Here is a 23,502-nt window from a genome sequence, read left to right on the forward strand (position 1 = left end):
GCTTGAAAAGGAGGCCAATAGGCCTCCAACACTCGAAATTAACGACCTTCAGTCCATGAGTCTGAGAACTCAATGTTACCGTCTAGGTACGTCCAAGTGATGCGCTTGTAACGCATGTGCACTGTTTCAAGGTGAGGATAACGCTCTTTATCCAAATCTTTAACGTTGTGCATTGTTGGCGTGATTGAAGTGATTTTCACGTCTTCAAGCGTATGGCGGAAGTACTCACGCTCAGTACCGGTGTCATCAATACGGTACCATTTAAGCTCAAGTTGCTTTAATGTTTGACCGTTTGAACACGCTTTGTACATGTACGGAGTAGCAGCATCCACAGCTTTTGTGATAACAAAAGGCTCGTGCTTACGAGTACCTGTTAGCTCGCCCGTGTCGTTATCAGTTGGGATACGCAATTCGTGATCGAAATGCAAAATCTCAATTGAACCTTCACGCTCAGCTACAGTTACTGAACCTTTAACGTCGTTACCTTGGTCGTCCTTTAACCACATATACGCTGGAATTGCCATTTTTAATTTCTCCTTTTAAGATAAGATGTTTCCTAATTATTAAAGGCATTGATCAAACGCATGTTTTTCACGTTTGATCCCCAAACAAAGCGCCACGCTTTATGCCAATTTGGGAACATGTCCCAAGTTGGTGGCAGCCAACTTGGGGCAATCTTTCACTACATGTTATAAGTCACCACGTAATTCCATCACTAACGTCGCCGCATCAAATGGCGTTTTTAGTATATCCAGCTGCAAAAAGTGCTGCTGAACTGCTTCGGGTAACTGTTTGAATTCGAATTCTCCACGTACTTCTTCCTCCAAAGCGGAAATAACAAAGCTATCAACCTCTAACCATTCATCACGATTAACCAAAGAGTTGTAGTAGTTAACTGCACTTAAGAAACGAATATATTCGTCTTTCATACAATGGTTAAGCGCGACGTAATGCAAATAATATACCGCATCTACAACTAATTCTGTTTCAAGTTTGTCTATTTCTAACTGACTTGGCGTAACTCGTGGAGTATGTTCAAAACATGTTTCCATTGATTTTGTGTAGGAAATGGTTGTTTCTTGTAATTTAACTTTTGCAAAGAATAACTCTGGTGTTAATGTTTCTGCCGAGGTCACAACTGGCAAAAACAACACTAATAAATAATATAATTTATTCATTCTTACATCCTTTAACTAACGCTTTCCAAAATTCTCTCTCTTTGTGCGAAGTAGCATTTCTGTAAGCACTAAATGAGATTCTCGATATTGTATGCCTTTTCATTTTTGGTACAGCGCCTAGAGCCTCTGCCATTTTTGCAAAGTCTGTATTTGCGATATTAAATTGAGATACGAGAGGTCCATTTCCAACGAAGATTGCAGCAAATGTTCCTATACTAAAGACCTGCGCTAACATATCAGTATTTTTTGTTAAATCTCGAACAGCTTCCAAATTTTCAATATTTTTTTTAGAAAACTCTAATCCAGTTATATTTGGGCATCTCATACTTTTATCCTTAAAGTTGATTTGAAATTTAGGCGGGTTTCCCCGCCCTATATACGCTTCATTGGTTCTTCAGGTGGCCTTCATTTTTCACCCGGCATTTGCCCAACGAGTGCGAGGCGTACGTCGATACCTTCCACTTGGAAGTGTGGAACCACATACGTATTCACACGGTAATAACCTGGGTTACCTGGGATCTCCGAAACCGTCACGTTGGCATCCTTTAACGGGTGCGTAGCAATTAGAGACTCGTCTGGATTATTCATCTTAGTAACTAATGCACCTAACCAATCATTAAGTTGCTGTTCTAGCTCGTGACGAGGTTTGCTGGAGCCGATATTTTCACGCTGGATCACCTTCATATAGTGCGCAATACGCGATACCAAGTAGATGTAAGGTAATCTTGCATTGATCCGCGAGTTAGAGGTGGCTTCCGGCGTCTCAAAAATTTGTGGCTTTTGCGCACTGTTTGCAGAGAAAAAACACGCAAAGTCACTGTTTTTGTAATAGCTCAGCGGGATAAACCCTTGGTTTGCAAACTCAAGCTCTTTCGTTTCAGAGATAAGTACTTCTGTTGGGATCTTAGTTTCTTGACCACGACCTGCCTCAAAAGAATGCAGAGGTAGATTTTCAACGCGACCACCAGATTGTGGACCACGAATATTTACCGCCCAACCATTTTGGTGGAAGCTACGGACGATATTTGCGGCGAACGCAAATGTCGCGTTACCCCATAGATAACGTTCATGATGCTCACTGCTAACGTCTTCTTGATAGTTAAAGTGACGAATTGGGTTTAAGTCGCCGTATGGTAAGCGCAGTAAAAAGCGTGGGAACGCTAAGCCAATATAACGTGCATCTTCTGATTCACGGAAGTTCTTCCAACGTAAAAACTCAGCACGCTCCATGTAAGAGCCCAAATCCTGAATTTTTGACACTTCTTCAAGCGAATCTTTTAAGAAGAACTTGGCACCAACACTACCCAAGAAAGGACAATGGGCTGCTGCAGAAACCCTTGAAATTTCTTGCAATAACGATATATCAGGCGCTGAACAATCAAATTCAAAGTTTGACACCATAGTCGAAATTGGCTCGCCCCCTGGCGTGTCATATTCAGCTGTATACACTTGCTTATAAAGCGCAGATTGCGTGGTATCAGGTGCTTCTTCAAAGTCATCACGTAGTGTTTCTTTATCAACATCAAGTAGCTCAAGCTTTACGTTTGAGTTATTTGGACAACGAGTTACCAAATAACGTAGTGAACGCCACGCTGACTCTACTTTTTGAAACTGTGGATGATGTAAAATTTCATCCAGCTGTTCAGAAATAATTTTGTCGACTTTAGCGATGTAGTCATCAAGTAATAGCTTGTCGATACGCGACACTTCTTTGCTGTCATTAGTAGCCATGTCTAAAAAGACATTGATAGCAGCCGTTAAGCGCTCATTGGTGTCTGTTTCCGCAAGATTATTAGCGTCACGGAAGTTATCAATGCTGATTTCGCTTGAAACCGGCTCAATAGACACAAGATTACAGATTGTTTCGTAAGCTGAAGCAGTCAAAGTCTCTTCTTTACGCGCTTCAACGTTTAACGTTTCTTGCATATTCATCGGTCGTGTCCTTACTCTTGCGGTTGTTTTTCTTGCTCAGATAAAAGCGGCGCCAGCTCATTAAGGCGTGCTTTTAACTCATCTAGCTCTGGTTTGTTTTGTAAAATACGCTCCAGTTCTTTTCTCAGTGTTGAGTTATCAAGCAAGTTAGATTTTAGATCACGTAACAAGTTACGCATCGACATCATCTTGTTAAGCTCTGGTACTTGCGCTGCAACCTGCTCTGGGTCGAATGACTTAAAATCATCAAACGTCAGGTTGATACCAATATCACCGTCACCCGCAATCTTGTTCGATACTTGGAACTTTGCTTTTGGTGACATGTCTTTAAGCACTTGCTCTAAATTATTTTTGTTAATAGCAATGCGCTCACGCTCAGCGAGGTCACTGTCGTTTTGGCCGTTGGAATAGTCACCCACAACCAAAACTTTCATCGGTAGTTCGCTCTTTTGCGTTGCACCTTCGGTTTCCAGCTCAAGCGCTATATTAATCCGCGCTCTTGGGATCTCTTTTTGAAACGTATCAGACATAGTCTTTCCTTATTTAATCAGTCGTTGCGCCTGCCGTTACAAGCCCAGCGGTTAACAATCAAACCCAGTCAATCGCTGAGCTTACTTTGGTTACGAGCATCTGCTGCTTTATCGCGGTTGCTCGTAGGTCAAATTCATCTCCTTGCTCCGTAGATACTGCTTCATTGCATTGCTTAGCGTAACGCCAAACCTCCAGAGCAAACGACTCGTGCCATAAATCCAGTCGATACTGTTCAATGTCTTTTAACAGCTGCTCAAACATCGGAGAGGCAAGATCAGCGCGCTCACTACGCATTAATAAACGCGCTTGATATAATTTTTGCTTCGCAAAATCGAACTTGTCTTGGGCAAACCCTTCCATTAGCTGCAGTGCTTGCGCAAGCTTATTTTGGTCAACAAGCGCCTGCGCTTCTTTAAATTTGTCTAGCCAAATTTTTTGGCCTCCATCTGCACCTGCACCTTCACCTTGGCTTAATAGTTTATGCTCACCAATTCGCTCGCGATTCGCCGCGGAGCAGAACTCACTTCCGTCTTCATATTTAAGACTTAACAGTGTTGGATACTGATCAGCAATTGCCGCTAACTCTAATTCTATCCACTGTGCTTCTTTAAATAGCTTGAGCCCCTCAAGTGCAGAAATGGTTAGCCTCTGTAAATTAAGATTAAAATGCATCGCCCCTTCCATAAATAAGGCTTCTGCTTTTTCTAACGCTTGAACAAAGTTTTGTGCGGCTAAGGCGTTTTCAATAGGCACAAATGCGGCTTGCCTGGGAGCTGGTAGGCGCGTTTTCAACTCATTATCGTGTGGTGGTAATGCAAGCGCCCCCCATCTTACTGCGCGCGCCAAGCGAATTGCCCGCATCCAATTTTGACTTTCTTTGTCATACGCCAATAATTTACGAACTTGCTCTGTATAGGCAGAGTCTGACTGTGGTGTTTCCACTACAATAGCAAGCGTGGAAACTGGCTTTGAAGCAACAGCTGTAGGCTGTGAAGTCGCCGCTACAGATTGCTGTACTTGAGGCTGTTCAGCGGTTGCCACTTCAGGCTTTTCAACAGGTTCTTGTACCGTCGCAACAGGTTGTACAGGAACTGGTTGCGAAACCAAACCTTGCTCACACCAGTGTTTTAAATCGGCAAGCGGCCCTGAGTCTGCATCAAGTATCGCCACCGAGTCTGTTGCATACTGTTCAAGTACACGCTTTAATTCTGGCCACTGCTCCGGCATTGTCGCGCTGTGCGCTGTAGCAACACCAAGTAAGCGCTGTTGTTGTTGTAAGAACCAAGTATGAACCGATGCTCTCGCACGTTCTTTCACAGGGTGGATCTGCGCCTGATACTGTTGCAAAAGCTGATTAAACAAATCTAACGAGTGGATCAAACCCTCTAGCCCAAACTCATTGGTAGCGGCCAACGCTAGATACGACGCAATGCGAATATCTTTGGTTTGTTTTTCTAACAGTTCTGATGCCAAAATAAAGTTGGCTTTGAAGTCTGGCTCGGCAACACCAGATGAAGAACCTTTTAGTAATTTAAATGACTCTTCGTATTTTAAATCGTCACCGCATGGCATACCGCCTAAAGGCGCCAATAAGTTTTCATGCCACTGCTGCCAGCTCTGATACTTATGTGGTTGACTCATAACTTACTCCAACTCCTTAACGCATCGAAAACACTCATATTTGATGCTTTTGCCAATTCATACATATGCGGTGTCACCGGATGTTGAGGCAAAGTCCCTGTTAGATTAATGGTCGTTGACAAGCTATTGTGCTCAAGCCAAACAGACGCAAAATACGAGGCTGGCATAGGTCTGCAATACACCACCAGCGAAGCTTTCTGGCTCAATTGACCATAGTTGTAAAAACACCAAGGCTGCCAGTGATGATCGGCCACCATATTGGTAATTAGATGTAGCCAAAATGCACCTAACAGCTGAGTATCTTCACCCACTTGTGGCATCGGTAACTTCAACCCGAACTGACAACGCAAACAGCCTTGTGTTTTGATCATTTTGAGCGCAGACATCACTTGGCTTATTAATTGTGCTCGCTGGTCAAGATCTTCTAGTTCAAGTGCATCCCATACACGCTGTATCGGTGAAGCTCGTAATGAAGACATCGCCTTATCGAAATCAATCGGTTGCGAAACCAGCTCACTTACCTGCTTAAGCTCCTGCGCGCTATGACGCATTTGCTCAACACTACTGCAGTTTCTGATCAGCTCATGGCTTAAGCTTAATGATTTAAACGCACTACCACATTCACTAAATAAAAATGCAGGGTTTTGTTTGTAGTCCGCATTACTCGATAACACGAACGAACAAAATGGATATTGTCTTCCACTTTTATCTTCGCTTGGCTGTAATGTGCCTAATAAACAGTTTTCGTCTTGACCTGAGGCGATAAAGAATAGCGTTGACTGCTCTTTTTGAGAAGATGCATCTTTTATCAACGCCTGTCGGCTCATGTCTGCATACCCTTCTTGAAGCCAGCGCTCAAGCGTAATCGCTTCTCTTGAATCAACGTTAAACTTAATGAAGTCTGCTTGGATTGGGTTCTTACCCATAAATCCAAATGGCTGAGTCGTTGGTACCTTGGCGACTTTCTTATTATTAAAAAAACCGAACATGCCTGTGTTACCTCAACGCCAAGTTTTCATTAGAGGCAACACTCACCTTGGTATCAAACAAAGACTCCGGCAGCGCAAATGACGTCATAAAATATTTACTGAATATGCCACTGTTTCTGCTCGACTTAAGTGCAACTTGAACTTGGATTGGCTCAACGCTTGCTTCCGCTTCTCGTTGTAATTGCCACGTTGCCAAAAACTCTGTACCACGGACCCACTGCACATTCGCTTCATTCAATACTTTTAGGAATGCCCAAGGTCCTGACTTTTCGATTTCGATTCTTCGGCCTTCACTATCTAAACCATATATCACTGCTTTTTCAGTTCCCGATCTTGCAGGCCAGTTAAAACGACGCCACTCTTCAGGTTCATTCCTATAACGGTAATTTTGGTCACTAAAACCGATATAAGTTTCTTTTAATCCTTTTTGCGCCACTGGCATCATTTGGAAGCTAATACCCACCTCAGAACCGTCTCGAGGAAATAGCGAACGCGTTACCTTTCTCGTCTTAGTTAACTTGTCTAGTACCCCGGGCTTAAAGCCAATGCCAATACCATTCCATGTTTTCTCTACCCACTCACCACGCTTTAAACGAAGGTAAGGAGATAGGTTCTCAGCCATAAATTGCCAAAAAACACCTGACTCTTGGTTCAGCAGTTCGCTAATATCTTCAACCGCTGCATCTGGCCCGTCGATATTAAACGGATATTTACCACGGATATTTTCTTTGTATGTTAAGAATACTTGATTAGACCAGCGCTCATTAAGCTGCACTTTTGCTTCGTTCATTACTGTCTGCACACTGGCTAAAAGTGGTGCTTTTAGTAGTTTTTCAAGTGCTTGCTTAGTATCTGGGTCGAGCGCTCTGACTTGGCTTTCTACGACCACCCAGGCACTTTGCAGCGCATGGTTTTTGCTATCACCGTTTAACAGCGTTTGAGTAAAAGACATGGCCATATAGTCGTCATTGTTACTCGCCGCAATCGTTTTGATGTCTGAATGAAATGCACTCAAAGCACCGAGATATTGCTCTAAGTAATCAGAGCGTGCGTTCTCTTCTCCTTTTGCGGTATAGCGACGAAGATCGGCAAAACGGCTCGACAGTTCAGGGACACGCTTTCTCGCAGCGGTTTCTATCTTTGCACCTTTAACCTTTCTATTTTTAGACTTTGCTAGTAACGCATTTGCTTGCTCAGTTAATTTTTCTGTTTCCACCATTTTGTTTGGCGAATCAATTAGGTTCACGTTGTTGTCGATTGAAGCCATTAAATCAACCAATGGACCTTCAGGTGATGACAACTGAGCGAGCGTTAAACTTGCTGCATTGCTAGTATTAAATGGACTTATCTCTACTGAATTTAAGAACTCAAACCACACATTGGCATAGTCTCTGAAGTACAGCGCACGGATAGATTTAACCAAAGCGTTTGCTTTTGCTTCATCAACAGAACCTTGGCTTTCTGCGTTGTCTGTGCCCATCACCCAGTCGCCAGAGAATGCTTTGCTCGCAATGACCTTAATGGCGTCGTATACTTCATTTTCCCAAGCTTCTTTGGTGTAAACGTATGGAATACTGATCTTGGACTGCAAAAAGGTCTTGTTGTTTTGCTGCATCATTTGATCAAGCGTTAGTGCGGCTTTCGATACCGTTACTTTTGCTTTGATCTGCTCATATAACGCAGTCGGTTCTGGCGCACTCATTAAGTCTGCACGAGCCTGACTCACTAAGAAATCATTACTTTGCCAAATCGCAAGCTGCTGCGGTGCAGGCTCAACCGCTAATTGGGCTAAATAAAAATCAATCAGTCCTGACAGTTGTTCTGTTAATACTTGCGTGTCTTCGTTTAGCGTTAGCTCTAAGCGGTCCGCCGTGTAGTCTAATAGCTCAGACTTAGCATAGTCTTTGTTTAAACGCTCAAACTCATTACTCATCATGAGTTGCAGCTTAAGTGCTTGATAGTACTTATCACGTAGCTTTGGCTCGATACGTTTAGCAACCTGCTCTTCTGTACTTAGCAGTGCAATCCAGTTTTGATGGCTTTCAAACAGCGCTTGTTGCACAAGCTCCGAACTTGGTTCACCAATGAGCGCTTGTACACGCTGACGTAATACCTGTTCTATTGGCTTTATGGTGTTGTCAGCACTGTAAACACCAAGTAAGAAATACCAAGGCAGCTTTTTCTCATAGCCTATTAGCTCTTGATAGTGTGCAAAAAGAGACAAGGTAGAGTTAAATTGCTCGGCCAACGGCTGGTTTTCAACTCGTGTATTAACAACAGCAGTCGTTAGTTTATCACTGGTTGTTAAAAGCTGCTGATTGTGGGTATAAGAGTTAACCAACAAGCCCGCTAGAGCAAATACCGACGTCACACACAAGCATACAGCAAAGCCTTTTAGCCATTTTTGTACGCGGCGCTTTTTCCGGTTACCCCGAGTGAGGTCTTGCAATTTAAACAACACATCTTTGAATACTTGATTGATAAAAAATGCGGAGGTAATGCTTTCTTGGCGATACTCAAACAATACTGATCTAAACGTAGATAGTTTACTCGTTGCGCTACGCTCGATAGGCGTACCTTCTTGTGTACCAGAGGTAAAATACACACCAGCAAACCACGGTACTTCTTGGTATGGATTTTCTTTAAATAATGTGTCAATAAACTCTTCGACTTTAGCTGACGCCGCTTTAAACTGATTAGGAAAATCATAAATCAATTGTTTCCGTTGAGCGTTACGCTCACGCGTCATTTTAACTAGGCGCTGATCACACAGTCGCTCATACAGGCCAGTAAGGTGCTTTGAAAAGTTTTCGCTCGCCACTTCACCGGTATTGGTGCCATCTTCTTCAAGTAAATACGCGCCCCAGGGTTGCTTACGCTCATCTTCACTTAGTTCATTAAAGAAAGGCTCAAAGCCGCTGATCAAATCACACTTGGTAAATACCACATATACTGGAAAGATAAGTCCAAGTTGATTGATTAACTCATCAATACGAGCGCGGATCTGTTTAACGTGGTCACGGATCTGTTCGCTGTCTGAAGTCAAGATATCAGCAACGCTAATAGCAACCATCACTCCATTGATTGGTTGTTTAGAACGGTATTTACGTAACAGCTTTAAGAATGACAACCATTGATCGTTATCTGATTCTTCAGTGGTATAACGACCTGCGGTATCAATCAAAACGGCTTGATCTGAAAACCACCAGTCACAATTACGCGTACCACCAAAACCTTGGATATGCAGTTGATTAGATTTTGAATAAGGGAAATGCAGTCCTGAATTTGCAAATAATGTGCTCTTACCCGCAGCCGACGGACCAATGATCATATACCAAGGCAAGGCATACAGCGCAGCGTTACCACGATACCCAGCCCCCAAATGAGAAGCTTTTAATGCAGACAGCGCTTCTTCCATTTTGGCTTTGATTTCTTCAACTTCGGCTTCTGTTCCCGCATGATTGTTGGCAATTTCTTTCGCTAACTTGTCACCAGAGCGCTTCACCCATAACCATCGAACTAATAAAGTAAGACAAAACAGACCAAATACAGCACCCATCACCATTAAACGATGATTTTGATCTTCAAGACCAATAAACCGGCCTGCAAACCAAATTAGCGTCAAAATTGCGAATATGCCGACCCAATGAGCCGTCGCACGAGATGACAAAAACCCTAAGACTAGGTGCACTAGTCCACTACGATTCACTCCTGACATGATGTTACCTCGCTTTCCCTGTTTTCTCTAACTGCGTTAGTACTTCAATATGCTTATCAATTTGCACGACTTGCTGGTTCGCGCGATTCTCAATGAAATACGTTGAACCAACATACATACTGGCAAGTAAGGCGAGCGTTACTGACAAAATAACCCAGTACGGTAGATTTCTTCCCACCTTAGTAACCATACTTTCTTGTGGTTTTGCATTATCAGAAAGCTGTAATTTTGCAGGTCCAGCAAGCTCTTCTAATTGCGCTCTAACATCCAACATCAACGCTTTGAGTTGCTCGACCCCTTTTATCTTATAGATCCCTTCGAAACCCAGTTGTAAACAAACAAAATAGACTTCTAGTAATGTACGTTGCTGCGCCGCTGCACGGCGGATATTTTCAAGCTTTTCAAAAAAAGCTTCTCCCCCACGCATATTGCCAAATAATTCTAATTGTAAAGGTCGCGCCATCCATTCCATACTATACGGCTTCTGTGCCGTCATGATTTGCTCATCAACCAAAGCAGTTAGTGCAAATTTGGCTTCTTGCATGTCTGACGCACTGATCCGTGCGTCATAACAGCTCTTTTCATATTCATCAAAAGCATCCATGACTTTACTGCGTAGACCGTCAACTCCTTGATGATCAGACCCGCCCTGGCGAATTGAAGTAAGCACTTCAAGCACCGGTGAAATGCAGGCGACTAGTTCAGATTTATTTTTCGACGCTTCCATGACCTTTACCTACTAACTATTTACTCGCCACTGAAACCACTTCAAGTTTCACGCCTTGAAGGCTAAATGGTACAAAGATTCTTAACGCTAGTTCCTGTACAACTTGTTCCCAAGCAGCGCCATGTGGCTCCACTTTAAAATACTCATACCCACCTTTAACTGACACTCTATTCGGTGGGCGCTGGCAATGCGTTAGCTTCACACCGCCAAGTGCTGAAGCAATTAAGATTTCCAACTGACTTGGCGCAGCCAGCTTAACCTGTTCTGCGAACAACTCGATCCATTGCGTAGATTCGTTTTCATAGAAAGCCGCAATGTACAACTCGCCTCGAGTCAAGGTACTGCTTTCTATGTCTTTAACCTCAAAAATAGACTGGGAGATTGCGCTGAGTACTAAATCAGACGAGCGTGCTGCGCTTATCGAACCAATAAGAGTGTGAATATGAGATTCGATTAAACCAAAGCTGCGCGTTAAGTCTTGATGGTCATAAACAGGTAACTCAAACTTAGTCGCTTCGGGTTCGAAATTTATCAGTTGGCAAACCAGCTTATTTAGCGCCATAAACAGTGCATCAGGACTAGTTTTAGCTGTAGTACTTAACTGCTTAATCTCAGGAAAAACAGAGCTAAATGTTTGTAATAGCAAAAAGTGTTTGAGTTCTGTTGGACCAAAATCTTCCACAATCCCCATACCTGCGCGGTTTGTAAACATCGCGGTGTACTTAGCTTCAACCATGTTGACTAGTTTATTTACACGCTCGGCTAAATAGCCATGGGCTTTGATGTTTAACAGTGGTGGAATATAGCTTGAATCAATTTCAAACTGCCCATGCTCACCACGTGTCACTTTTATACAAGGCAATTGCTCGATAAAACTGTTACTTGCGCTGAACTCAACCAGCATAAGTTTAGGCTTAGCAACCATCACTTCAGCTTTTCGGTTTGGATCATGTGCATCTTGAAGCTCAACAAAATCACAGTCATAAGCACTAAGTTGCCCTGTTTGGGGGTAACCTTGGATATTGCTTACCGAATGATTGTTCGCAAGCGCTACACTGATAATGTATTCGCTTTTGTTATCTTCAAGCTCAAACATAGGTGCTTCGTTATCAGCAAAAACATGATGTATATGACGACCACTTTTGAAGATTGCCGTAATACTTTGCAGTTTGACTACACCTTTGGCCAATGCTGATTCGTCAAATACAATGCGACCTAAACCATATGTATTGTCTCTAAGGCATTGCTGTACACCAGCTAGTTGCGATTGCAGATATTGATCGAACAGTTGTAAATGCTGCTGACTTAGCATTAAACCTTCAGCCCAAACTGGTTTGTATACGTTGTTGTGCTGCATTACTTATCCTCCTCAACTTCAGGTAGGCGAAGCGAGTTACTTGTAATTTCAATATCTAGAGAAGTAGATAAGGGCACCGGCCAATCATTTAAGTCATAAAATGCGCGCCAGTTACCGCCTGTTCTGTCTCTAAATAGAGCAACAAAAGCCACGTACTTTGCAGATTCAGCTTGTTCAAACTCAATTTTTATACGATCTGAGGGGTTTACGGTGCGTTCTTCCACCGTAACTAAGGTGTTAGCCAGAATTGATTTATCGGACTTCCAAAGCTGTTCAAATGTAGAATTTTTAAACGCTTGAATATCAGTAAGTTGATATACTTTTAATACCACAGGTAGTGGCTCGTTAAACTGGTTTAAATTTATGTTATCAGTAGCAGTTACATCTAGCTTAACGTAAGTAGACATACAACCAGTCAAAAACAAAACCATTATAAATAAAGCATTCCTAGCCATATCCGCCTCAATTATAAGACATCCAAATTAGATTATTGGAAACAATTAATCTTTTTAATTTCCCGTACAATAGTGAAAATACATTTGATTTAACTATTTAACAAGAAATTACAGAGCACAAGTATGCAGTTTGTAACTGAATACTAAGTTAACATTCAGAAATCTTCTTAAAAAATATTTAACCAGTTGTTTTTGTGGTGATTTTTGTTTTTATTCGGCATTCAGGTAGGAAGTCACGAGACTTAATGAGCAATTCAGTTTGCATTAAGCTTTCTTACAACTTGTTGAGATAGACACTTCCCTGAAAACAAAAACCACACTAAACATCTGGACTTTTGATGTACATTCTCGAACGGCGCATAAGATACACAAACGCTTTTTACAGATCAACCTTAATATCAAACTAATATTATCAACCACCAAAAAACACACTTGCACTCCACTAAAACCATGTAATAACCTCCATTATTATATTAAATTAACTTAATAACAGATAATTACACATAAAAACCACATTTACACCACATTAACCAAGCTTTATGGATTGTTGTGAGAGTTTTCAAATCAACCAAGGCTAAATATCATGCACACAAAGGTGGTCATTCACGACACAATCCAAAGTACTAAGGTCATTAGTTCTGAACTAACCACTTGTATAAATGAAAGTTTTGTTTTCCATAGTACTTTAGAACCAGATTCCTATATTCATGACAAACTTTCGACTGGGAATGATGTAACTTTTGAAACAATCAAGCCAGATCAAATAATCACTTTTTCCACGGATACCTCTTTTTTAAATTCGTGCAAGGATGACTTCAGAGCGTACCTATTCTTATAAATTAACCTTAAAGCCAAGGATAGAACCACTTAAACAAACAGAAAAAAGCCAAGCTTTTGTAAAAATCAATGTACAATCTTTGAACAACCCTCTTATTTTAATAGCCGGCTATTTACAAAACCGTATAAAGTGGCGAGTCACTAAAGATCTACCCACGCTATCACAGTGTGTACAGCACTAGAAAACGACTCACTGATCTGATCCAAAACTTTTGGACACCTCATTAAGTGAGTAAACTAACTCGTAGAGGTGAAAAATAACGCCCCCAAAGAAAACCAGAAAAACTTATTCAGCCGAATTTAAATAAGAAGCCTTGAAGCTGGCGACCAAAATTGGAATTGCGCAGGCTGCACGAGACCTCACTGTTTATGAATCTCGGCTCTATGCTTGGCGTAATGTCGCGAGCGCAGAGAGTGCCAAGTTAAGACGCCAGTTGGCTGAGCAAGCTAAGGAATTAGAAATCTTAAAAAAGGCGGCCACCTATTTCGCAAAAAACCAAAAGTAACTCGATTTGAGTTTATGAAAGACAACTGCGGGTCATTCTCAATACACAGGATGGCCTATATATTGTCCGTGTCGCCAAGTGGGTATTATTTATGGCTAAAATCGTGCCAGCAGCTGAGTAAGCGCAAGCAAGCCCGCGATACAAAAATTAAAGATGAGTTGAGCGGGACGGTGCTCGACGCATTCCTGCTGAGCTTGAAGAGCAAGGTGAGAAGTATGATATTAAAACCATTATGTGCAGCATGGAGCGCTAAGGGCTTGTAGCCTAAGCGGCCCGCAAGTTTAAAGTTACAAAGTACAGTAAACATTCATGGCCTGTTGCACCGAATTTGCTTGAGCAAGACTTTATCGCTGATGGGCCAAATCAAAAATGGGCAGGCGACATCACCTATTTAATAACGAGCGAAGGTTGGCTCTATTTAATTTAGCTTTCATCACCAATTTATATTCACGGTCAGTAGTTAGTTGGTCGATGAGTAAGCGCATCACATCAATCTTGGTGTGATGCTCTAAAAATGGCGCTTTGGCGACGCGACAAGCCCAAGGAGTTATTGTTCACAGTGACCGTGGCAGCCAGTATTGCTCTCATGCTAATCGGAATATGATTGAGCAGTACGGATTAACTCAGAGCATGAGCCGCAAAGGTAACTGCTGGGAGCGTCAACGCTTGTGTTGAGAGCCTGTTCCATTCACTGAAAGTTGAGGCGGTTCAATACGAACCAATTATGGATCGTTAAGCGATGTTTCAGCAAATACTTGAGTACCTAGAAATTGATTACAACAAAAAGAGAAGGCATAGTATTATTGGCTATCTAAGCCCTGAAAGATTTGAATAACTGAAAGTAGCTTAATGAAGTGTCCTGTTTTACTGGATCAGATCACTTTTTTAGTTATGAGTTTAACGTTGCAGAGACAGACCAAATACAGAGGAAGAGCTAGGTACCACAGCCGTTTTCATATATGTGGCGAAAGATCTTACTGAACTTATCGCAAGCAAAATTAAGAGATTAAGAATCTGTTCTTACGGAAACATTCAGCGCTTCTTGAAAGCGACAGAAAATAAATAAAATAATTTACACATCAATTAATAAGAAAATACAATGATCACGATGGAACAATATTTTATTGGCTTTTTAGTTTCTTTGATCAGTTTTATCGTTGCTGTATCGATTAGCAAACAGGGACATAAGCTAGTTCAACCTTGGATAAAAGCCATCGTGTTACTAACATCAGTACTTTCGTTTTTTATCTGTATGTCTATACTATCAAACCTATTCTCAAATGCGGTTATGATAAGTAAAGCCGCGGATCAGGCGATCATATTTATACTATTCGGTTTTGGGATCTACAAATTCATAGCACATACTAAAGCCAAAAGTCGCCAGTAAAATCAGATCAACATTTATCGCTGAACATAACAAGGAGTTGGAATGCGTGAAGAAAACCGACAAGTCCCACAACAATTGGGTCAATATCTGTATCAACAAATTAAAGAGCCGTGGAGCGAAGCGCGACTCGTATTGGACTATCATGACGACAATATGCCGAGGTGTTCCGCCTTCTACTATGACACCAGCACTCCCAAACAAGCACATGTCATACCTGTAAGTGATGAAATTTCCGTCCTTTTTCTAAGCTTGTTCGAAAATGCGACAGCAAATCAAGAAGAGAACTGGCAAAAGGCTATTTTCTCAGTACAGCGCAGTGGTCAATTTAGTTTGAACTTTGAAACTACGGAAAATGAAGATTAAGTTAAAATCTAACGCTTCGATTAAACTGGTCTCGTAAATTGAAAGAGGCCAACAATAATGTTGGCCTCTCATGTTTAAAGCGAAGCAATACTTTGGTTAATTGCTTCCAGAGCTCCTGCTGGATTGTCAGCTTTAGTGATCGGACGCCCTATCACTAGATAATCACTACCCGCTTTCACTGCTTTTTCAGGGGTCATAATACGTTTTTGATCGCCAGCATCAGCACCTGCTGGTCGGATACCTGGTGTCACAAGCTTAAATTCCTCACCGAGTTGAGCTTTTAAAAGTTCGGCTTCTTGCGCAGAACAAACCACGCCATCTAGACCTGATTCTTTCGCTAATTTTGCAAGATATAGCACTTGCTCTTGAGGTGTCTTTTCAATTCCAAGCTTTAGTAGCTGACCTTGATCCATACTAGTTAATACGGTCACAGCAATAAGTAGCGGCGCTTTATCACCGTAAGCTGCCAACGCTTCTTTTGCTTTTGACATCATTTCATGGCCGCCGCTGGCGTGAACATTTACCATCCACACGCCAAGTTCAGCCGCAGCAGTTACCGCTTTTGCAACTGTGTTTGGAATATCGTGAAATTTTAGATCTAAAAATACATCAAAATTCATATCTACCAGTTTTTTTACAAACTGAGGGCCAAAATAGGTAAACATCTCTTTACCTACTTTCAATCGGCATTCGTCAGGTGAAAGCTGAGAAACAAATGATAATGCAGCTTCTTCATTATCATAATCAAGCGCAATCAAAACCTTTTTTAAATCTTGTGTCGACATAGTTACCCTATTTGGCCAAATTAAAAACCTAAAAACCGTCTAACCCACGGCTCGGAGCAAGTGACTCCCAATGTTTGCAGGAGGGACATAACCAGTACATTGTATGACTTGTAAACCCACAATGACCACATTGATAATTCGGCTTAGTTGCAATATAAGACTTTACCAACTTATCTATTTCTTGTAGTACGTGATCTATTTTAGCATCTTTGCCACTAATGAGTTGCAGCAAATAACTAAAGCCCCTAATTGATGGTTCACGCTTTAAACTATCAGTTAGAAACTCTATCGCCTCAGAAATATGACCTTTTTGGACTAATCCTTGGCAGAACTTAATTCTGATCAGCACTCCTCCTTTTTCTAATAGCTCGGAGACTAACTCAAAGAATTGCTCATGAATATTTAATTTAACATAACAAGATTCGAGGTCTTCTATTACTAGTGGCGCCATAAATACAAATTGGCTCACGAGCTTTCGCCAATAATATATACACTTCACGTAATCATCGTGTTTGTATGCATCTTTGCCCATTTCATACAAGGGTCTGACTGTTTCATGCGCGAGCGCTGTCGCTTTTTCGAATAAGCTTGGATTCTTTTCTTGATTTGCAGCTTCACAATAGAAGTTTGCAATAGTCGCGCAATGAGACGACTTTTTAAAAAGCTCAGGATGCGCTTCATACATATGAACGCCTTTTCGCCAATCTCTAGTTTGAGAGTATAGGTTTAAAATTGGATCGAGTGCATCCTTAAACCCAAGCTTTACAAGAATGACTAAGTGTTCTTCAGCGCTATCCAATAGACCGGCTAAGACGTAATCTTGAGCAAGCTCTAGACGACAGGACTTCACCACTTCTTCGTCTAGATTAGGTTGTTTAAGTAGTAGCTCATGAATTTTTATCGCTCTATCTAACTCTCCCCGCTTTCTAAAGAGCGATGCGAGTGTTAAATAATGGTCGACGGAGTCTGCTGAGACTTCAAGTAATTTGGTGAGGTGTTCAAGACCCTGATCTTCTTCCCTATCTAGTAGGAATTTTAGGCCTTTACTGTATTCAGAGGTAATTTGTCTACTTTGCTCTAGGGCTTGATTCTTAGCACTATTTTTACCCATAACATAACCGTAAGCGGCAGCTACAGGTAGTAATAAAAACAGTAGCTCGATCATAACTAGCGTTCGGCTGCTTGACTAAGCTTACTATTACTTTTTTTTAGGCGATGATTTTGCCATTTAAGCTTAGATAAAACCGACGCTGTTACAAGTAAACCAATAATTATCCCAAGAGCTAAGCAAATACTCATTAAGGTTGCGAGTGGTAACTCTGCACTTGCAATTACAAAATTGACATTAACAACTTGTGGATTTTGTGTTCCAACTAAAAATGCAATCAGTATGGCAACAACAGCTAATCCCTTTTTCAATACTGCAACCAAGTTTAGCTCCGTTAGACTTAATTATTTAAGCTTTCGTTTACTCTATCGCGCAGCTCTTTGCCTGGCTTAAAGTGTGGTACGTATTTACCATCCAATTCTACTGTCTCGCCCGTTTTAGGATTACGACCAGTGCGAGGGGAACGGAAGTGAAGCGAGAAACTACCAAAGCCACGGATTTCGATACGTTCCGAGTCTGATAATGAGCCAGCCATTTGTTCAAGGATTTCTTTTACCGCATTCTCTACATCTTTAACAGGAACGTGAGCGTGCTGCAGTGCAAGTTGTTCTATCAATTCAGACTTTGTCATAATGTTTCCTTTAGTGTAAAAGGAAGGGCTGAGCGCCCTTCCTAGTTTAAAGACTGATTAATTAGTCTTTTTGAGCATTTTTGAAAGCTGCAGCCATTGCGTTTTCGAACGCAGGCTCATCTTTCTTAAGCTTCTCTAGTACTTCTTTTTCTTCAGCTTCGTAGATAGCTTTAACTGATAGGCTGATAGTACGGTTCTTACGATCAACACCTACAAATTTAGCTTCGATTTCGTCGCCTTCAGAAACAGCAGCAGTCGCGTCTTCAACACGCTCTTGCGCGATGTCAGCTACACGGATGTAACCTTCAACGCCTTCGATTAGCTCAACAGTTGCGCCTTTAGCATCAACTTCAGTCACTTTACCTTTAACAATAGCACCTTTTTTGTTGGCGTCTAGGTAGTTAGTGAATGGATCAGCGTCGATTTGCTTAACGCCTAGAGAGATACGCTCACGCTCTGGGTCAACTTGTAGAACGATAGCTGTGATTTCGTCACCTTTCTTGTACTCACGTACAGCTTCTTCACCTGGAGTGTTCCAAGAGATGTCAGATAGGTGTACAAGACCGTCGATACCGCCGTCAAGACCGATAAAGATACCGAAGTCAGTGATAGACTTGATCTTACCAGAAACTTGGTCGCCTTTGTTGTTAAGACGAGCAAATTCTTGCCAAGGGTTAGCTTTACACTGCTTAAGACCTAGAGAAATACGACGACGCTCTTCGTCGATTTCAAGAACCATAACTTCAACAGTATCACCTAGTGAAACTACTTTTGAAGGGTGGATGTTCTTGTTAGTCCAATCCATTTCTGAAACGTGTACTAGACCTTCAACGCCTTCTTCGATTTCAACGAAACAGCCGTAGTCAGTTAGGTTAGTTACACGACCAGTAAGCTTAGCACCTTCTGGGTAACGACCAGCGATAGCAGCCCATGGATCTTCGCCAAGTTGCTTAAGACCTAGAGAAACACGAGTCTTCTCTTTGTCGAACTTAAGTACTTTAACGTTGATTTCGTCACCTACGTTCACGATCTCTGAAGGGTGCTTAACACGCTTCCAAGCCATGTCAGTGATGTGTAGAAGACCGTCAACACCACCTAAGTCTACGAATGCACCGTAGTCAGTAAGGTTCTTAACGATACCCTTAACTTCTTGGCCTTCAACAAGGTTTTGAAGCAGCTCTTCACGCTCTTGTGAGTTCTCAGACTCGATAACAGCACGACGTGAAACAACAACGTTGTTGCGCTTCTGGTCTAGCTTGATTACTTTGAACTCTAACTCTTTACCTTCAAGGTGAGCTGTGTCGCGAACTGGACGTACATCAACAAGTGAACCAGGTAGGAATGCACGGATTGAATCAACTTCAACTGTGAAACCGCCTTTAACTTTACCGTTGATAACACCAGTAACAGTCTCTTGCTCTTCACAAGCTTTCTCAAGACGGATCCAAGCTTCGTGACGCTTAGCTTTTTCACGAGAAAGGATAGTCTCACCGAAACCGTCTTCGATTGCATCTAGTGCAACGTCTACTTCGTCGCCTACTGCAACTTCTAGTTCACCAGCAGCATTTTTGAATTGCTCTGCAGGGATTGCACTTTCAGACTTAAGGCCAGCATCAACAAGAACAACATTGTTCTCAATAGCGATTACTGTACCTTTAACGATTGAGCCTTGCTCAACTTCAAAACCCTGTAGGCTTTCTTCAAATAACTGCGCAAAATTTTCTGACATACTAAATACGTCTCTATAAAGTTAAATTACCAATTAGCAACCATGCTGCATGGGGTTATTAAATAAACACTAGCTTCCTGCCTGTGTCATTATAAATTACTTAGGTAAACAGCTTTTTGGAAGTTTACCGGCCACAATGGCGTCTTGAATAAAAGACATAACCCGTTTGAACACTTGCTCAGCATTATGCTCAGTTGTATCAACAACTATCGCATCGCTAGCAGGAACTAATGGGGCAACCTTGCGATTCATATCGCGATCATCGCGAGCTTTAATGTCTTCTAACAGACCACTTAGTGTAACATCATGGCCTTTCTCATTCAACTCAACAAATCGCCTGCGAGCACGCTCTTCTGCACTTGCAGTCAAATAAATTTTAAGTTCAGCATCTGGAAACACCACCGTTCCCATATCACGTCCATCAGCAATTAGGCCAACTTCAGTTCTAAAAGCGCGCTGACGTCGTAACAATGCTTCTCTCACTCGTGGCAATGCCGCAATTTTTGACGCAGCTGCGCCTACTTCTTCATTGCGAATAGTGTTAGTAACATCTTCACCTTCAAGTACAATTTTGCTTTTTTTAGTTTCTTTATCGATAGAAAACTGTACATCCAAATTGGCAGCGAGTGGGACTAAACCCTCTTCGTTATCAGTTGCAATTTGGTGGTGTAATGCCGCTAACGAAAGCACGCGATAAATCGCACCGCTATCCAACACTTCCCAATTTAATGTTTCAGCTAACAAGCGACAAACAGTTCCTTTGCCTGAACCACTTGGGCCGTCTACGGTGATAACTGGCATAGCTGCCTGCATTTAGACCTCCTAAAAATGCTCACCTGAATTTGACGGCGCATAGTATACGTCAATTTGCTGAATATATCCTTATTTACCTGTCATTTTTTGTTATATCTCAAATTATTAGTGCAACGCAAAATGCTATACGTCAGGTGCGAACTGGCTTTAATTGAAAGAAATTCAGTCAAACACCCGTGTATTTGACTTTGTTAAGATTGACTATTTTATAGAAGATTTTAAGGTGTTGAAGATCTTCAACACCTTGGATGAAATTAATACTGACTAATGCTTTCTAACACTGAAAAATAGGTTGGGAAAGTTTTTGCCGTACATTTAGGGTCGTTAATCGTGATAGCTTGACCACCCACAGCAACCATCGAGAAACACATCGCAATACGATGGTCATTATATGTGTCTACATCCGTGAAATTAAAATTAGCCGGTGGCGTAACTTCGATAAAGTCGTGCCCTTCTACCACTTCTGCGCCTACTTTTTTTAGCTCAGTCGCCATGGCAGCTAGCCTGTCGGTTTCTTTCACACGCCAATTGTAGATATTACGAATTGCCGTTTTACCTTTTGCAAATAGCGCTACGGTTGCAAGCGTCATCGCCGCATCAGGGATAGCATTGGCGTCAATATCCACACCATTTAACTCACCTTTTCGGACAACGATACGCTCATCATGCCAATCAATGTTTGCACCGACTTGTTCCATCACTTTGGCAAAGCCGATATCACCTTGCACACTTTGTTTACCCACTCCCTTGATCTCAATTTCACCACCTGCAATTGCGGCTGCAGCAATGAAATAAGAAGCTGACGAAGCATCCCCTTCGACCATAAGTGTTCCAGGAGATTGATACTGCTGGCCAGCTTTTACCACAAAATGTTGGTAATCGTGGTTTTCGACATGAACCCCAAAGTGCGCCATCACGCCAATAGTAATATCAATATAAGGCTTTGAAACCAGTTCACCTTTAATCGCAATATTCGTATCGCCACTAAAAAGCGGTGCCGCCATCAATAATGCAGTTAAGAATTGGCTTGAGATACTGCCGTCAATCTCAACTTCACCACCAGCAAGTTGCTTACCTGCAACTTTTAACGGCGGGTAGTCTTTGTTTTTGAGATATTGAATATCGGCACCAAGCGTTTGCATGGCATCGACAAGATGGCCAATTGGGCGCTCTTCCATTCGTGGCTCACCAATCAGTTCATAATCACCGGGTATAGCTGCAAGCACTGCTGTTAATGGGCGATATGCTGTACCAGCATTGCCTAAAAATAGCGGCTCAACGGGGGTGTGAAAGTTGCCACCATTTCCTTTGACCAGTGCCACCGTATTATCGTCTTCTAACGTTACTTCAACGCCTAACTGGGATAGCGCACCTAACATATGGCGGATGTCATCGCTATCCAATAAGTTCGTCACTTTTGTCGTGCCTTCGCACAATGCTGCAAGCAACAAAATACGATTTGATAAGCTTTTAGAGCCAGGTAGCGTCACACTGCCACTGACTTTAGTAATAGGCTTGAGGGTCAATTGTTCCATCAACAGTTCTCCCGTGCGAATTTATCCATAAATGCAACTAACGCTTTGATCCCTTCAATTGGCATGGCGTTGTATATACTAGCTCGCATACCGCCAACAAAACGGTGGCCTTCAAGTGCAATTAAACCGTTTTGTTCTGCCTCTGCCAAGAATTTAGCATTTAGGCTGTCATCATTTAACCAAAATGGTACGTTCATCAATGAGCGACAATGTTTTGCAACTTTGTTTGAATAGAAGTCAGAGCCATCGATGTAATCGTATAAAATGGCTGCTTTTTCTTGATTGTGCGCTTCCATAGCTTTAACACCACCAATGCTTTCAAGATACTTGAATACCTCAAACGCAAGATACCATGCAAATGTCGGTGGTGTGTTGTACATGCTTTGCTGATCAGCCTCAATGGCGTAATCAAGGATAGCAGGTCTTGGCAGCCCTTCACGCTTCAATAACGTCTTACGTACAATGGCGATACTGAGACCCGAAGGACCGATATTTTTTTGCGCACCAGCATAGATCAAATCAAAGTCATCGACGTTAATTTCACGAGATAAAATATTGGAAGACATGTCCGCTACAATTGGTGCGGTTGCATGCTTTGGAACGTCAAATATTTCAATACCATCGATGGTTTCGTTTGGACAATAGTGAATATATGAAGCGTTTTCTGGTAGCTTCCACTCAGAGACAGGTAAAATATCGAATTGACCATTTTCGTCAGTACGAATATTAATCGCATGCGTTTGCGTGAATTTTTCACCTTCTTTCGTCGCACCGGTAGACCAGATCCCGTTCTCGATATATACGCCAGGTACACCATCAACATGCAGATTTAGCGGTACAGCTGCAAAGTGACCTCGGCCACCACCATGCATAAACAGGACTTCAAATTCATCAGAGATGTTCATCAAACGACGTAAGCTGGCTTCACACTGCTTCGCCATCTCCAAGTAAGGCGCTGAACGATGGCTAACTTCCATCACCGACACGCCTAAATTTTGCCAATCTAAAAATTCTTTTTGCGCTTTTTTCATAACTTCAACAGGTAACATCGCAGGACCCGCGCAAAAATTATAAACCGTCATATTTTTCCTCATTCCAAATAATCTAGATCATCCAAAGAATAGCGTTATTCTCATGACTTTTTGGATGAACAGTGGGCTGCCCGACTAAAACGTCGGATTGTTGGTAGCCTTAATTTATCAGGCTTCAGGCTCTTGTCATAGAGGAACAGATTGAAAAAATTGACAGAAAGAAAAAAAGCGACCGAAGTCGCTTTTTTT

The 23,502-nt window shown here is 42.0% G+C and carries 21 protein-coding genes and 1 pseudogene; 3 read left to right on the forward strand and 19 right to left on the reverse strand.

What is annotated here, in order from left to right:
• Positions 1-38 precede the first annotated feature (38 nt).
• From PNC201_RS09000 to tssJ, 11 genes are all read right to left on the reverse strand, one after another.
• Positions 39-524 (reverse strand): Hcp family type VI secretion system effector, encoded by a 486-nt coding sequence (locus PNC201_RS09000; RefSeq protein ID WP_010377064.1) that lies wholly within the window; start codon positions 522-524, stop codon positions 39-41.
• Between the two features lie 165 nt (positions 525-689).
• Positions 690-1,178, reverse strand: a complete 489-nt coding sequence (locus tag PNC201_RS09005) for a hypothetical protein (RefSeq protein WP_233525154.1) — start codon at positions 1,176-1,178, stop codon at positions 690-692.
• Entirely contained in the window at positions 1,171-1,503 is a 333-nt protein-coding gene (locus PNC201_RS09010; protein WP_102056852.1) for a hypothetical protein, read from the reverse strand. Before PNC201_RS09010 ends, PNC201_RS09005 begins: the two co-directional genes overlap by 8 nt.
• A gap of 80 nt (positions 1,504-1,583) precedes the next feature.
• Positions 1,584-3,110, reverse strand: a complete 1,527-nt coding sequence (gene tssC, locus PNC201_RS09015; RefSeq protein WP_010604826.1) for a type VI secretion system contractile sheath large subunit — start codon at positions 3,108-3,110, stop codon at positions 1,584-1,586.
• Between the two features lie 11 nt (positions 3,111-3,121).
• Positions 3,122-3,640, reverse strand: coding sequence for a type VI secretion system contractile sheath small subunit (gene tssB, locus PNC201_RS09020; protein WP_010604827.1), 519 nt, complete (start codon positions 3,638-3,640; stop codon positions 3,122-3,124).
• Positions 3,641-3,698: 58 nt separating this feature from the next.
• Positions 3,699-5,282: a TssA family type VI secretion system protein gene (locus PNC201_RS09025; RefSeq protein ID WP_102056853.1), complete on the reverse strand. Its 1,584-nt coding sequence runs from the start codon at positions 5,280-5,282 to the stop codon at positions 3,699-3,701.
• Positions 5,279-6,271 (reverse strand): type VI secretion system-associated protein TagF, encoded by a 993-nt coding sequence (gene tagF, locus PNC201_RS09030; protein WP_010604829.1) that lies wholly within the window; start codon positions 6,269-6,271, stop codon positions 5,279-5,281. The genes PNC201_RS09025 and tagF overlap by 4 nt, the downstream gene beginning before the upstream one ends.
• Before the next feature lie 7 nt (positions 6,272-6,278).
• Positions 6,279-9,989 (reverse strand): type VI secretion system membrane subunit TssM, encoded by a 3,711-nt coding sequence (gene tssM, locus PNC201_RS09035; RefSeq protein WP_102056854.1) that lies wholly within the window; start codon positions 9,987-9,989, stop codon positions 6,279-6,281.
• A 4-nt stretch (positions 9,990-9,993) separates the two neighbouring features.
• Entirely contained in the window at positions 9,994-10,716 is a 723-nt protein-coding gene (gene icmH / locus PNC201_RS09040; protein WP_010604831.1) for a type IVB secretion system protein IcmH/DotU, read from the reverse strand.
• A 16-nt stretch (positions 10,717-10,732) separates the two neighbouring features.
• Positions 10,733-12,073, reverse strand: coding sequence for a type VI secretion system baseplate subunit TssK (gene tssK / locus PNC201_RS09045; protein WP_102056855.1), 1,341 nt, complete (start codon positions 12,071-12,073; stop codon positions 10,733-10,735).
• Positions 12,073-12,480, reverse strand: coding sequence for a type VI secretion system lipoprotein TssJ (gene tssJ / locus PNC201_RS09050; protein WP_232003163.1), 408 nt, complete (start codon positions 12,478-12,480; stop codon positions 12,073-12,075). The genes tssK and tssJ overlap by 1 nt, the downstream gene beginning before the upstream one ends.
• A 1,199-nt stretch (positions 12,481-13,679) precedes the next feature.
• On the opposite strand from tssJ, the pseudogene PNC201_RS09060 reads away from it, so the two are divergent.
• From PNC201_RS09060 to PNC201_RS09070, 3 genes and pseudogenes are all read left to right on the forward strand, one after another.
• A pseudogene (locus PNC201_RS09060) lies at positions 13,680-14,706 on the forward strand (IS3 family transposase).
• A gap of 264 nt (positions 14,707-14,970) precedes the next feature.
• Positions 14,971-15,258 (forward strand): hypothetical protein, encoded by a 288-nt coding sequence (locus tag PNC201_RS09065; RefSeq protein ID WP_010604837.1) that lies wholly within the window; start codon positions 14,971-14,973, stop codon positions 15,256-15,258.
• Positions 15,259-15,300: 42 nt separating this feature from the next.
• Positions 15,301-15,621 carry a hypothetical protein gene (locus PNC201_RS09070; protein ID WP_010604838.1) on the forward strand — a complete coding sequence of 107 codons (321 nt, stop codon included), beginning with the start codon at positions 15,301-15,303 and terminating at the stop codon, positions 15,619-15,621.
• Between the two features lie 74 nt (positions 15,622-15,695).
• Here the strand turns inward: PNC201_RS09070 and pyrF are convergent, their stop codons facing one another.
• The 8 genes from pyrF to serC form a co-directional block, all read right to left on the reverse strand.
• The gene (gene pyrF / locus PNC201_RS09075; protein ID WP_010604839.1) at positions 15,696-16,406 is read right to left on the reverse strand and encodes an orotidine-5'-phosphate decarboxylase; all 711 of its coding nucleotides are present in this window, start codon (positions 16,404-16,406) and stop codon (positions 15,696-15,698) included.
• Positions 16,407-16,434: 28 nt separating this feature from the next.
• On the reverse strand, positions 16,435-17,571 hold the full coding sequence (locus PNC201_RS09080; RefSeq protein ID WP_010604840.1) for a lipopolysaccharide assembly protein LapB: 1,137 nt from the start codon (positions 17,569-17,571) through the stop codon (positions 16,435-16,437).
• Positions 17,572-17,573: 2 nt separating this feature from the next.
• Positions 17,574-17,837, reverse strand: a complete 264-nt coding sequence (locus tag PNC201_RS09085) for a lipopolysaccharide assembly protein LapA domain-containing protein (RefSeq protein ID WP_010377035.1) — start codon at positions 17,835-17,837, stop codon at positions 17,574-17,576.
• Positions 17,838-17,854: 17 nt separating this feature from the next.
• On the reverse strand, positions 17,855-18,145 hold the full coding sequence (ihfB, locus tag PNC201_RS09090) for an integration host factor subunit beta (RefSeq protein WP_010377033.1): 291 nt from the start codon (positions 18,143-18,145) through the stop codon (positions 17,855-17,857).
• 61 nt (positions 18,146-18,206) lie between these two features.
• On the reverse strand, positions 18,207-19,874 hold the full coding sequence (gene rpsA, locus PNC201_RS09095; RefSeq protein ID WP_010604841.1) for a 30S ribosomal protein S1: 1,668 nt from the start codon (positions 19,872-19,874) through the stop codon (positions 18,207-18,209).
• A 96-nt stretch (positions 19,875-19,970) separates the two neighbouring features.
• Positions 19,971-20,687, reverse strand: a complete 717-nt coding sequence (gene cmk / locus PNC201_RS09100; RefSeq protein WP_010604842.1) for a (d)CMP kinase — start codon at positions 20,685-20,687, stop codon at positions 19,971-19,973.
• Positions 20,688-20,941: 254 nt separating this feature from the next.
• Positions 20,942-22,222 (reverse strand): 3-phosphoshikimate 1-carboxyvinyltransferase, encoded by a 1,281-nt coding sequence (aroA, locus tag PNC201_RS09105; RefSeq protein ID WP_102056856.1) that lies wholly within the window; start codon positions 22,220-22,222, stop codon positions 20,942-20,944.
• Positions 22,222-23,304, reverse strand: coding sequence for a 3-phosphoserine/phosphohydroxythreonine transaminase (gene serC, locus PNC201_RS09110; protein ID WP_102056857.1), 1,083 nt, complete (start codon positions 23,302-23,304; stop codon positions 22,222-22,224). The genes aroA and serC overlap by 1 nt, the downstream gene beginning before the upstream one ends.
• Positions 23,305-23,502: the final 198 nt, after the last annotated feature.

This window comes from Pseudoalteromonas sp. NC201 (assembly GCF_002850255.1).
In the GTDB taxonomy this organism is placed as follows: domain Bacteria; phylum Pseudomonadota; class Gammaproteobacteria; order Enterobacterales; family Alteromonadaceae; genus Pseudoalteromonas.